We start from the raw sequence: 11,659 nt of genomic DNA, 5'->3' as shown, positions 1-11,659 counted from the left end.
GACGCGAGGAGTTCTCATGAGCGATCCGATGATCCTGCTGGTCACCGCCGAGAACGAGGAGGTGCTGCGGGCCCAGTTCGGCCGCTACGCCGCGGAGTACGCGGTGACCGTCGCGCCGTCCCTCGAGGAGGGCGTCGCCCTGATCCGCCGCGCTGAGGAGGAGGGCGCCCCGCTCGCCCTCATGGTGCTGGACACGACCCTGCCCACGCCCTCCCTCAAGCACGCCCTGCACGAGCAGCGGGCGCTCGTCCCCACCGCGCGCCGGCTCGCCGTGACCCCCTGGCCGCGGTTCCTCGAGCACGCGCAGGCGCTGCGCCACAAGGTCGCCATGGGCGCCTTCGACGCGCACCTGCTCATGCCGCGCGGCGTGCGGGACGAGGAGTTCCACTCCGCCGTCGTCGAGCTGCTGAACGAGTGGACCGCGACGATCGCCGCGCCCCAGGTGGAGACCGTGCGGATCATCGCGCCGCCCGGGGACCCGGTCGCGCGGGAGCTGCACGACTACCTCTTCCGCGGCGGCACCCCGCACGGCGTGCACCCGCCCGGCCCGGGCGACGTGGGCCCGTACCCGCAGGTCGTCACGCAGGACCGCCCGCCCCGCCACGTGCCGGACGTGCGCACCCTCGCCCGTGAGCTGTTCGGCCGGTCCGACGCCGCCTCCCTCGCGGACGTCGACGAGGTGCTCGACGTGGTCGTCGTCGGCGCGGGGCCCGCGGGCCTCGCCGCCTGCGTCTACGCGGCGAGCGAGGGGCTCACGACGCTCGCGCTCGAGGCGGGCGCCGTCGGCGGGCAGGCCGGGAGCAGCTCGATGATCCGCAACTACCTCGGCTTCCCGCGCGGCATCTCCGGCATGCGCCTGTCCACCCGCGCCCGCAGCCAGGCGATCCGCTTCGGCGCCCGCTTCTTCCCCGGCTGGGAGGCGGAGGAGCTCGTGCCCGGCGAGGACGGCGCCCCGCACCGGGTGCGCACCGAGGCGGGGGAGCTGCTCGCCCGCACGGTCGTCGTCGCGACGGGCGTGGCCTACCGCCGGCTCGGGGTGCCCGCGCTCGAGGAGCTCGTGGGCCGCGGCGTGCACTACGGCGCCGCGATGACCGCCGCCCGCGAGATGGAGGGGCAGGACGTGGTCGTCGTCGGCGGCGGCAACAGCGCCGGTCAGGCGGCCGTGCACCTCGCCCGCTTCGCCCGCTCGGTGACGATCGCGGTGCGCCGCCCGGACCTCCGCTCCACGATGAGCGCCTACCTCATCACCGAGATCGCGGCGAACCAGCGGATCACCGTCGAGGGCTCCACACGGGTGGTCGACGGCGGCGCGGAGGACGGCGACGTCGCCTGGCTCGAGCTCGAGCGCGACGGCTCCCGCGAGCGCCGCCCCGTCCAGGGCCTGTTCCTGCTGCTCGGCGCGGAGCCCCACTGCGAGTGGCTGCCCGACGCGGTGCGTCGCGACGCGAAGGGCTACGTGCTCACCGGTCGTGACGTGCCGGGGGAGGACTGGCGCGGCGGGCTGCCGCCCGCGGAGCTCGAGACCTCCGTGCCGGGCGTCTTCTGCGCGGGGGACGTGCGCTCCGGCTCGATGAAGCGTGTGGCCTCGGCGACGGGGGAGGGGGCCGGGGTCGTCTCCCGCATCCACGAGCACCTCGCCCGCACCGACTGATCCGCCTGTGGCCTTGACCGCATGTGTCCTCCGGGGCGACCGCGGCGGGTGGGCGGTGGGATACTGACCAACGTTCACGTTGGGACAATCGAAAGCCTTGATGATGACGACCAGCGATGCCCTGCCGGCGGAGGCGGCCGCCTCGCTCGACGAGCGCCCCGCCCGCCGCTGGGTGGGCCGCGCCTTCCTGCGCCCGCTGCCCCTCGCGGCCGCGGTCGTCGTGCTGGTGAGCGTGCTCGCCGCCCTGTTCGCCCCGCAGCTCGCCGCGTTCAGCGGCAACGACCCGTTCACGTACCACGCGGACGCCCTGGGCCCCGACACCGCGCCCGCCGGCGCGCTGGGCGGCGTGAGCGGCGACCACTGGTTCGGCGTCGAGCCCGGCACCGGGCGCGACCTCTTCTCCCTCGTCGTCTACGGGGCGCGCGTGTCCCTGCTCGTGGGCCTCGCCTCGACCCTGCTCGCGACCGTGATCGGCGTGGTGCTCGGGATCGTCGCGGGCGCCGTCGGCGGCGTCGTCGAGAAGCTCGTGGACTTCGCGACCGACGTGACCCTCGGCTTCCCCTTCCTCATCTTCGCGATCGCGCTCAGCGCGCTGTTCCCGCTCGAGGCGCCCCGCGCCCTGCTGCTCACCCTCGTCATCGGCATGTTCGGCTGGCCCTCGATCGCGCGCGTCGTCGCGGCGGAGACCCGGGTCATCGTCCGCCAGCCCTACGTCGTCGCCTCCCGCGTCATGGGCGCCCGCTTCGGGCACGTCTTCCGCCATCAGGTGCTGCCGAACGTCGCCTCGACCGTCATCGTCTTCTCCTGCATCTCGCTGCCCGGGCGCATCGCCGCGGAGGCCACGCTGTCCTTCCTCGGCGTCGGCATGCTCCCGCCCACCCCGTCCTGGGGCCGCTCGATCGGCGACGCGATCAACTGGCTGCTCGTGGACCCCGCCTTCCTGCTCTTCCCCGCGGCGGCCCTGTTCCTCGTGACCTTCTCCTTCACCATCCTCGGCGACACCCTCCGGGACGCCCTCGACCCGCGGGGAGGCCGCCCGTGATCCCCGCCCTCCAGCGCGTGGCCCGCAGCCTCGGCGTGCTGCTCGTCGTCCTCGCGCTCACCTACGCGATCTTCTACCTCGCCCCGATCGACCCCGCCCTGCGCATGTGCGGCAAGCCCTGCTCCCCGGAGGACCTCGAGGCCGCGCGCGGCTTCATGGGCTTCGACCGCCCCTGGTGGGCGCAGCTCGGCAGCTTCCTCGCCGCGCTCGTCGTGGGCCGCACCTACGGCTCCGGCGACGTGCTCGTGCACTGCGCCGCCCCGTGCCTGGGCTACTCCTTCCAGTACCACCAGGACGTCACGACCCTCATCGGTGAGCGGTTCCCGGTCACCGTCTCGGTCGCGATCGGCGCCGTCGTGCTGCAGTCCGCCCTCGGCATCGCCGCGGGCGCCCTCGCCGCCCGTCGCCAGGGCGGGATCCTCGACCGGGTCGTCACCGCGGTCTCGGTGATCTCGGCCTCCGCCCCCGCCTTCGTCGTCGGCCTGCTCGCCGTGGTCGTCGTCGCCCTGCGCCTGGGCCTGCTGCCCAGCGGCGGCTACGAGAACCTGGCCGACGGCCCCGGCCCGTGGGCGCTGCACCTGATCCTGCCGTGGGCCACGCTCGCCTTCCTCAACGGCGCCGTCTACGCCCGGCTCGTCCGCTCCTCGATGATCGAGCAGCTGGGCCTGGACTACGCGCGCACCGCCCGCGCCGCCGGCCTCCCCGAGCGCCGCATCGACCGCTACGCCCTGCGCAACCTCGCCCTGCCGCTCACGACCCTCGTCGCCCTCGACCTCGGCGCCCTGCTCGGCGGCACCGTCATCACGGAGCGGATCTTCGGCCTGCCGGGCCTCGGCGCGCTGCTGCTCGACGCGACCTCCACCGCGGACCTCCCCGTCATCGTCGGGACCACGTTCGTCGGATCCCTGCTCATCGTCCTCGCGAACCTCGCCGCGGACCTCGCCCGGCCCCTGCTCGACCGCCGTCTGGCCGTCGGCGGCCGCCGCCCCGCCACCCCCACCACCCAGGAGACATCCTCATGACCAGCCCCCGCCTCCCCCGTCGCGGCCTCCTCGCCGCCGGCCCCGTCGTCCTCGGACTCGGCGCGCTCGCCGCGTGCACCGACGGCGGCTCCTCCTCCTCGTCCGACGCCGGCGGCGCCCAGGGCGGCACCCTCACGATCTTCTCCACCAGCGAGGACATGAGCTTCGACCCCGCGACGAGCCAGAGCCTCGCGATCACCTCGCTGGGCCTCACGGCGCGCCGCCTCACCGCCTGGAAGACCTCGGCCGACGCCCCCACCGAGCTCATCCCCGACCTCGCCACGGACACCGGGACCCCGTCGGACGACGGCAGGACCTGGACCTTCACCCTCCAGGACGGACTCACCTTCGAGGACGGCACGGCGATCACCGCCGCGACCGTGAAGTACGGCCTCGAGCGCTCCTTCGCGAAGGAGCTCACGGGCGGCCTGACCTACCACAAGGTGCTGCTCGAGGGCGGCGAGGACTACGAGGGCCCCTTCTCCGGGAAGCACCTCGACTCGATCGAGGCGAAGGACGAGACGACCCTCGTCTTTCACCTCAACCGCCCCTACGGCGCCTTCGGCTGGATCGCCTCGACGCCCGCCTTCGCGCCCGTCCCCGAGGACTCCGGCGAGCCCGAGAGCTACGCGACCAAGCCGGTCGCGAGCGGCCCCTACCGCGTGGCCTCGTACAAGGCCGGCAGCCAGGTCGTCCTCGAGCGCAACGAGAAGTGGGACTCCTCGACGGACCAGGCCCGCACCGGCGGCCCCGACAGCATCGAGTTCGCCCTCGCCCAGGACTCCAGCGTCGTCGCCCAGTCGCTCATCGCCGACCGCTCCGACGCGCAGGACGCCTTCCTCGCGAGCTTCGTGCCGGCCGCCCAGCTCGTCCAGGCGCAGAACGACCCCAAGGTGGGCGACCGCCTCGTCACCTCCGGCCCCGGCGCGCTCGAGTACCTCGCCATGAACACGCAGTCCGAGGCGCTCAAGGACGTCAAGGTCCGCACCGCGATCCAGTACGCCGTGGACAAGGAGGCCTACCGCACCGCCAAGGGCGGCGAGATCTCCGGCGACTACGCGACGACCCTCATCACCCCCGGCATCGAGGGCCGCGAGGAGTACTCGCTGTACGGCGACGCGCCCGCGGGCGACGCCGAGAAGGCGAAGTCCCTGCTCGCCGAGGCCGGCGTGAAGGACCTCAGCCTGCGCCTGGTCATCACCGAGGACGACACCGCCGCCGCGGAGGCGATCCAGCAGGGTCTCGCCCGCGCCGGCATCACCGTGACGATCCAGCCGCTCGACGAGAACGCCTACACCTCCGAGGTCCCGGCGGGCGACGGCTCCGGCTACGACCTGGTGCTCGGCTCCTGGCAGCCCGACGTCCCCTCCCCGGACGCGAACCTCACCCCGCTGTTCGACTCGAGCCAGATCGGCGGCGGCAACTACAACCTCGCCCGCTACTCGAACCCCGAGGTGGACAAGGCCCTGCTGGACGCCTCCTCGACGGTCGACGCCGACGAGGCCGCCGCGAAGTGGGCCGCCGTGGACAAGCAGATCCTGCAGGACTCCCCGCTGGTGCCGCTCATCTACTCGAAGAACTCCTTCCTCCACGGTTCCGGCGTGAAGGACTTCGTCATCGGCGAGTTCCCGGCCTACCCGAACTACCTCACGGTGACGCTGGGCTGATGACCACCGCGAGCGACCTCCTCGTCCTCGACGCCCTGCACGTGGCGATCGCGGGCCGGACCATCGTGTCCGGCCTGGACCTCACCGTGCGCCGCGGCCGGATCACCGCCCTCGTGGGCGAGTCCGGCTCGGGCAAGAGCATCAGCGCCCTGTCCACGATCGGACTCCAGCCCGCCGGCGCCGAGGTCCGGGGCAGCGCGCGGCTGGACGGAGAGGAGCTCGTGGGCCTCGCGCCGGGGCCGCTGCGGCAGGTGCGCGCGCACCGCGTGGGCACCGTCTTCCAGGAGCCGGGGCAGTCGCTGTCCCCGGTCATGAAGGTCTCCGCGGCCTTCCGGGACGTGCTCGCGGTGCGCGAGGACCTCCGCGGTGCGGCCCGCGTGCGGGAGCGGACGCGGGAGCTGCTCGCCTCCGTCGGCCTCCCGGACCCGGACCGCACGGCCGCCTCGTACCCGCACGAGCTCTCCGGCGGCGAGATGCAGCGCGTCGTCATCGCCCTCGCCCTGAGCGGCGACCCGGACCTGCTCATCGCCGACGAGCCCACCACCGCCCTCGACGTCACCGTGCAGCGCGGCATCCTCGAGCTGCTGCGCCGCATCGTCGAGGAGCGCGCGGTGGGGGTCCTGCTCATCACGCACGACATGGGCGTGGTGGGCGAGATCGCGGACGAGGTCGTCGTCCTCAAGGACGGCGCCGTCGTCGAGACGGGGAGCGTGCGCGAGGTGCTCGGGAACGCCTCGGCGCCGTACACCCGCGAGCTGCTCACCGCCGTGCCCCGGCTCGCCGAGGCCCTCGAGCACGCCTCCGCGGCCGACGGCGCCGCCGAGGAGGGGGAGCCCGTCGTGCGCGTCGAGGGGCTCTCGGTCGAGTACCGCCGTCGCGGCGGCGCGCACCGGGCGCTCGACGGGGTCGGCATGGAGATCCGGCCCGGGCAGATCCACGGTCTCGTGGGCGAGTCCGGCTCCGGCAAGTCCACCTGGGGCAAGGCGCTCGCGGGCCTCGTCCCCGTCGAGGCCAGCACCCTCGAGCTCGGCGGCGTGGACCCGCGCACCCTGGGCCGTGCCGCCCGACGCGCGGCGTACGCCCAGGTGGGCATGGTGTTCCAGAACCCTGCCTCCTCGCTCAACCCACGGCGCACCGTGGGCTGGAGCGTGGCGGAGCCGCTGCAGCTCGAGGGGACCACGAGCCGCGCCGATGCCGCCCGGCGGGTGGCGGCGGCGCTCGAGCAGGTGCGCCTGCCCGCCTCCTATACGCGCCGGCTCCCGCACGAGCTCTCCGGCGGGCAGCGCCAGCGGGTCTCGATCGCCCGTGCGCTGATCCGCAGGCCCTCCCTGCTCGTCGCCGACGAGCCCACGAGCGCCCTCGACGTCACCATCCAGGCGCACGTCATCGAGGTGCTGCGCGAGGCGATCGAGGAGGCGCGCTTCGCGTGCGTCTTCATCAGCCACGACCTCGCCGTCGTCGGCTCCCTCGCGGACCACGTCACCGTGCTCCGCGCCGGGCGGGCCGTGGAGCAGGGCACCGCGCGCGAGGTGCTGGGCTCCCCGCAGCACGAGTACACCCGCGCCCTGCTCGCGAGCATCCCCGACCCCGAGCGCCGCCTCAGCCCGCGCTGACCGCCTCCCACGCCCGGCTCGCGGCGGAGCGGACGATCGCCTCGCACGCCTCGGCCGCGCGCAGCCCGTCCTCGGCGTTCGGCGCGAGCGCGGTGCCGGCCGTGACGTCGGAGAGGAAGGCCGCGCCCTCGATGGTCTTGAGGTCGTCGAAGCTGAGCGGGATGCCGGGGCCGGGCTGGAAGCGCGCGTAGTCGCCGTGGCCGGCGCCCGCGAGCACGGTCGTGTAGCCGTGCTCGGTGCCGCCGTCGCCGATCATCACCTCGAACTCGTTCATGCGGGTGAAGGACCAGCGGGCGGAGCCTTCCGTGCCGAACACCTCGAGGGCGTAGTCGGAGCGGTGGCCGCGGGCGACGCGGCTGGTCTCGAGCGTCGCGTGGGCGCCGCCGTCGAGGTGGGCGAGCGCGGCGGCCCAGTCCTCGTTGCCGACGGGACCGTGCTCGCCGCTCAGCTCCATGCCGCCGTGGCCCACGCCCGCGCCGAGCGGGATCGGCCGCTCGCGGATGAACACGTCGGTCATGGCGCTGACCTCGGTGATCGCCTGCCCGGTGACGTGGGATACGAGGTCCACGCCGTGGGAGAGCAGGTCCCCGATCACGCCGCTGCCCGCCTTCTGGCGGTCGTAGCGCCAGGTGAGGGGCCCGTCGGGCGCGGAGGCGTAGTCGGCGTCGAGGTGGCAGCGCACGTTCGTCACGCGGCCCAGGCGACCCTCCGCGATGAGCGCGCGCAGGTGCGCGATCGCGGGGGCGTGGCGGTAGTTGAAGCCCACCGCCGTGGCGATCCCGGCCTCGCGCGCGGCGTCGCGGATCTCCCGGGACTGCGCGGCGGAGACGCCCATCGGCTTCTCGATCCAGAACGGCTTCCCGGCCCGCGCGGCGTGCAGGGCGAGCTCGCGGTGCAGGAAGTTCGGGGAGCAGATCGAGACGACGTCCACGGCCGGATCGGCGAGGGCCTCCTCGAGGCTCGACACCGCCCGCTCGAAGCCGAACTGCTCCACGGCCGCCCGCTGGTTCGCCTCCACGGGATCCGCCGCGACGACGAGCCGCGGCCGCACGCCCAGCTCGGGGTAGCGCGAGGGCAGCCGCTGGTGGGAGGCGGCGTGCAGGCGCCCCATCCAGCCGAGCCCGACGACGGCGACGCCGATCTCCCGCATGCTCACTCCCCGCCCAGCTCGGTGAGGATCCGCTCGCGCATCCGGCGGTGGATCGCGTCGGCGTCCTCCTCCCAGCCGAAGACGCACACGGAGACGGTGCCGTCGTAGCCGCGCTCGCGGAGGTGCGCGAAGGCGTCGTCCCAGTCGATCTCGCCGTTGCCGATCTCGTTGTGCTGGTGCACGCGGGCGTCCACCCCGGGCGGGTTCACGATGTAGCGGTTGCCGACGTTCGCCGTGTGGTCGAAGACGTCCGCGATGTGCAGGTGGCGCAGGCGGTCCCCGGCGTACTCCATCATCTGGCGAGGCGTCCTGCGGCCCTGCCCCAGGTGGAAGGCGTGCGGGAAGCAGAACTCGTAGTTCAGCCAGTCGCGGTCCACTCCGCGCACGATCTGCACGGCCCGGTCGTTGTCCTCGACGAAGTCGTAGGGGTGCGCCTCGATCGTGCACTCGAGCCCGTAGCGCTCGAAGCCGGGGATCAGCTCCTCGATCGAGCGGTAGAACTGCGACTCGCTGCGCCGCGGGTCGGTCGGGTCGCCGGAGAACTCGGTCGCGATGAGCGGCACCTCGAGGGCGTCGGCGATCTCGAGCAGGCGCCGCCAGTTCCGCACCTGCGCCTGCCGCTCCTCCTCGTCGGGGCTCGACCAGTCGAAGACGGGGTTGAAGGAGTGGATCCGCACCCCGGTCTCCTTGATCGCGGCCTTGACCTCGGCGATCTGGTGGCGGTCCACCTTGGGGCGGTGGTGCCACTCGTGGAAGTCCGCGCGCGGCGACAGCTCGAGGAAGCGGTAGCCGAGCTCCGCGGCCTTGCGCACCTCGTCTGCGACGCTGAGGTGCGGGTGGTACATGCTCGGATCCAGCAGGACCTTCACCATGGGTGCGCCTCCGTCACTTCGCGCCCAGGCCGCACTCGGCCAGGTACTCGCGGGTCGCGATCGCGTTGGGCAGCGGCAGCCCCGGATCGCACGGGTAGAGGTCCTGCTCGCAGATGACGTACAGGTCCCGGTCGAGCGTCGTCAGCTTCGCGACGAGCTCCTTCATGTCCGGCAGGCCGGCGGGCGGGCGCACCGAGGCGCCCTTGGCGACGGCCTCGCCGAAGGGCCAGTCGTTCTCGTGGGCCTGCCGGGTGAGGTCCGGGTCGAAGGCCTTGATGTGCACGTAGCCGATCCGCTCGGGGTAGTCCTCGATCATCTGCACGGGGTCGCCGCCGCCGTAGACGACGTGGCCGGTGTCCAGGCAGAAGGAGACGAGCTCCGGGTCCGTCGCCTCGAAGATCCGGGAGATCTCCTCGGGCGTCTCGATGTGGCTGTCGCCGTGGGGGTGCAGCACCATCGTGAGCCCGTAGTCCTCCTTGAGGAGCTTCCCGAGCCGGTTCGCGTTCTGGACGTACAGCCGCCAGGCGTCCCCGGTGAGGTGCCGCTCGTCGGTGAACTCCCAGGTCTTGTCGTCGCGGTACAGCGGCGGCAGGTGCACCATGTACTCCGCGCCCACCTCGGCATGGGTCTGCGCGATCGCGCGGAAGGTGCGCTCGGTCTCCGCCCACGCCTCCTCCTGGTGGAGCACGCCCCAGCCGGTGCCGGCGACGACCCGGAAGCCGTGCTCGTCCATCACGGAGCGCAGCTCCGTCGCGCCCTGGGGGAAGTAGCCCCACGGCCCGGTCTCCATGACGGAGAAGCCGGCCTCCGCCATCTCGCCGAGCGCGGTGCGCCAGGGGATCTGCTTCTCGTCCTGCGGGAACCACACGCCCCACTGGTCGGGGCACACGCCGATGGTGAGGCGGTTCTCGGGATTCCGCGAGCGGTCGACGGCGACGTCGGGGAAAGTGCTGGTCATCTGGGGCATCTCCTTCGATGCGGAGGTCGTGGCTGCTGCTGGCGGTCCCGGCCCGCCCCTCGCGGATGGTCCGATTCCGTTCCACTCCGGGGCGGGATCTGGAACGGAATCGGACCTTCGCGGGGAGCGGGGAGCGGGCCGGGGCCGACGGGCGGCACGGAGCGCGCGCCGCCCGCCCGGCTCAGTCGTGGGTCGGGAAGCTCATGGAGCTCTCGACGGTCTCGTTCTGCGCGGGCCAGCGCGTCGTGATCGCCTTCTGGCGGGTGTAGAAGCCGACGGCCTCGGGGCCGTGCGCGTGGTGCTCGCCGAACAGCGAGTCCTTCCAACCGCCGAAGGAGTAGTAGCCCACCGGGGTCGGGATCGGCACGTTCACGCCGATCATGCCCACCTGGACCTCCTCCTGGTAGCGGCGCGCGTAGTGGCCGGAGTCGGTGAAGATCGCGGTGCCGTTGCCGAAGGGCGAGGAGTTCACGAGCGCGACCGCCTCGTCGAAGTTGTCGACGTGCATGACCACGAGCAGCGGCCCGAACACCTCGTCGGTGTAGGTCGGGTGCGTGGCGTCGAGGTCAGTGATGACCGTCGGCCCCACGAAGTTGCCGTTCTCGAAGCCCTCGACGACGAGGCCGCGGCCGTCGACGACGACCCGCCCACCGGCCTGCTCGGCCTCGTCGGTCATGCGGAGCACGCGGGCCTTCGCGTCGGCGGTGATGACGGGCGGCATGTCGGTCTCGGGGTCGGAGCCGGGGCCGACGCGGAGCTTCCTCGCCTCGGCCGCGATCGCCTCGAGGAACCGCTCGTGGACGTCGCCGACGGTCACGGCGACCGGCACGGCCATGCAGCGCTCGCCCGCGGAGCCGAAGGCGCCCGAGGCGATCTGCGCGGCGGCGAACTCGATGTTCGCGTCCGGCATGACGACGGCGTGGTTGTTCGCGCCGCCCAGGGCCTGGACCCGCTTGCCGGTCGCCGAGGCGGCCTGGTGGACGTGCCTGGCGATCGGGGTGGAGCCGACGAAGCTCACGGCGGCGATGCCGTCGTGGGCGCACAGCGCGTCGACGACCTCCTTGCCGCCCTGGACCACCTGGAAGACGCCGTCGGGCAGGCCGGCCTCCTGGTAGAGGCGGGCGACGATGCCCGAGGCGGAGGGGTCCCGCTCGGAGGGCTTGATGATGAAGGCGTTGCCGGTGGCGATCGCGACGGGGTGCATCCAGAAGGGCACCATCGCGGGGAAGTTGAAGGGCGTGATGCCGGCGACGACGCCGAGCGGCTGGCGCATGGTGTGCGCGTCCACGCCGCTCGAGACGTTCTCGGAGAAGCCGCCCTTGAGGTCCTGGGTGATGGAGGTGGCGAACTCGAGGGTCTCGAGGCCGCGGGCGATCTCGCCCTTCGCGTCGGCGACGGTCTTGCCGTGCTCGCGGGTGATGACCTCGGCGATCTCGTCGGTGTGCTCGATCATGAGCTGGCGCATGCGGTAGAGGATCTGGGTGCGCTTGGACAGCGACACCTGGGCCCACTCCCGCTGGGACGCGGCGGCGACCTCGACGGCGCGGTCGACGGTGGAGGCGTCGCCGAGGTGGAGGGTGCCCACCTGCTCGCCGGTCGCGGGGTTCAGGATGGGCTGGGTGGAGCCGCTGCCGGGCGTCTCGGCGCCGGCGATCCAGTGCTGGACGTCGTAGGTCATTCTTCT

9 protein-coding genes are annotated in these 11,659 nt (G+C 73.2%); 5 read left to right on the top strand and 4 right to left on the bottom strand.

Features of this window, described 5'->3' with window-relative positions; translation table 11 throughout:
- Positions 1 to 16: 16 nt before the first annotated feature.
- The 5 genes from C1N80_RS02450 to C1N80_RS02430 all read left to right on the top strand — a co-directional run bounded on the left by C1N80_RS02450 (position 17) and on the right by C1N80_RS02430 (position 6,995).
- Positions 17 to 1,651 carry an FAD-dependent oxidoreductase gene (locus C1N80_RS02450; protein WP_137769329.1) on the top strand — a complete coding sequence of 545 codons (1,635 nt, stop codon included), beginning with the start codon at positions 17 to 19 and terminating at the stop codon, positions 1,649 to 1,651.
- Positions 1,652 to 1,754: 103 nt separating this feature from the next.
- A complete protein-coding gene (locus tag C1N80_RS02445; protein WP_240811202.1) occupies positions 1,755 to 2,693 on the top strand; it encodes an ABC transporter permease in 939 nt (312 codons plus the stop codon).
- Positions 2,690 to 3,715 carry an ABC transporter permease gene (locus C1N80_RS02440; protein ID WP_137769327.1) on the top strand — a complete coding sequence of 342 codons (1,026 nt, stop codon included), beginning with the start codon at positions 2,690 to 2,692 and terminating at the stop codon, positions 3,713 to 3,715. The genes C1N80_RS02445 and C1N80_RS02440 overlap by 4 nt, the downstream gene beginning before the upstream one ends.
- The gene (locus tag C1N80_RS02435; RefSeq protein ID WP_137769326.1) at positions 3,712 to 5,382 is read left to right on the top strand and encodes an ABC transporter substrate-binding protein; all 1,671 of its coding nucleotides are present in this window, start codon (positions 3,712 to 3,714) and stop codon (positions 5,380 to 5,382) included. The genes C1N80_RS02440 and C1N80_RS02435 overlap by 4 nt, the downstream gene beginning before the upstream one ends.
- Positions 5,382 to 6,995 (top strand): ABC transporter ATP-binding protein, encoded by a 1,614-nt coding sequence (locus C1N80_RS02430; RefSeq protein WP_137769325.1) that lies wholly within the window; start codon positions 5,382 to 5,384, stop codon positions 6,993 to 6,995. Before C1N80_RS02435 ends, C1N80_RS02430 begins: the two co-directional genes overlap by 1 nt.
- Here the strand turns inward: C1N80_RS02430 and C1N80_RS02425 are convergent.
- From C1N80_RS02425 to C1N80_RS02410, 4 genes are all read right to left on the bottom strand, one after another.
- Positions 6,982 to 8,145 (bottom strand): Gfo/Idh/MocA family protein, encoded by a 1,164-nt coding sequence (locus C1N80_RS02425; protein WP_137769324.1) that lies wholly within the window; start codon positions 8,143 to 8,145, stop codon positions 6,982 to 6,984. The genes C1N80_RS02430 and C1N80_RS02425 overlap by 14 nt on opposite strands.
- A gap of 2 nt (positions 8,146 to 8,147) precedes the next feature.
- Positions 8,148 to 9,017 carry a sugar phosphate isomerase/epimerase gene (locus tag C1N80_RS02420; RefSeq protein ID WP_137769323.1) on the bottom strand — a complete coding sequence of 290 codons (870 nt, stop codon included), beginning with the start codon at positions 9,015 to 9,017 and terminating at the stop codon, positions 8,148 to 8,150.
- Positions 9,018 to 9,030: 13 nt separating this feature from the next.
- On the bottom strand, positions 9,031 to 9,975 hold the full coding sequence (locus C1N80_RS02415) for a TIM barrel protein (RefSeq protein ID WP_137769322.1): 945 nt from the start codon (positions 9,973 to 9,975) through the stop codon (positions 9,031 to 9,033).
- Positions 9,976 to 10,156: 181 nt separating this feature from the next.
- Positions 10,157 to 11,653: a CoA-acylating methylmalonate-semialdehyde dehydrogenase gene (locus C1N80_RS02410; RefSeq protein ID WP_137769321.1), complete on the bottom strand. Its 1,497-nt coding sequence runs from the start codon at positions 11,651 to 11,653 to the stop codon at positions 10,157 to 10,159.
- Between the last annotated feature and the right edge of the window lie 6 nt (positions 11,654 to 11,659).

This window comes from Brachybacterium sp. SGAir0954, assembly GCF_005490785.1.
GTDB lineage: Bacteria > Actinomycetota > Actinomycetes > Actinomycetales > Dermabacteraceae > Brachybacterium > Brachybacterium rhamnosum.
This window is presented reverse-complemented; position numbering and strand designations above follow the sequence as displayed.

Excerpts from the sequence above, each read along its gene's own strand:
- C1N80_RS02450 (WP_137769329.1), top strand. The coding sequence starts at position 17 with ATGAGCGATCCGATGATCCTGCTGGTCACCGCCGAGAACGAGGAGGTG.
- C1N80_RS02445 (WP_240811202.1), top strand. The coding sequence starts at position 1,755 with ATGACGACCAGCGATGCCCTGCCGGCGGAGGCGGCCGCCTCGCTCGAC.
- C1N80_RS02435 (WP_137769326.1), top strand. The coding sequence starts at position 3,712 with ATGACCAGCCCCCGCCTCCCCCGTCGCGGCCTCCTCGCCGCCGGCCCC.
- C1N80_RS02430 (WP_137769325.1), top strand. The coding sequence starts at position 5,382 with ATGACCACCGCGAGCGACCTCCTCGTCCTCGACGCCCTGCACGTGGCG.
- C1N80_RS02425 (WP_137769324.1), bottom strand. The coding sequence starts at position 8,145 with ATGCGGGAGATCGGCGTCGCCGTCGTCGGGCTCGGCTGGATGGGGCGC.
- C1N80_RS02420 (WP_137769323.1), bottom strand. The coding sequence starts at position 9,017 with ATGGTGAAGGTCCTGCTGGATCCGAGCATGTACCACCCGCACCTCAGC.
- C1N80_RS02415 (WP_137769322.1), bottom strand. The coding sequence starts at position 9,975 with ATGACCAGCACTTTCCCCGACGTCGCCGTCGACCGCTCGCGGAATCCC.
- C1N80_RS02410 (WP_137769321.1), bottom strand. The coding sequence starts at position 11,653 with ATGACCTACGACGTCCAGCACTGGATCGCCGGCGCCGAGACGCCCGGC.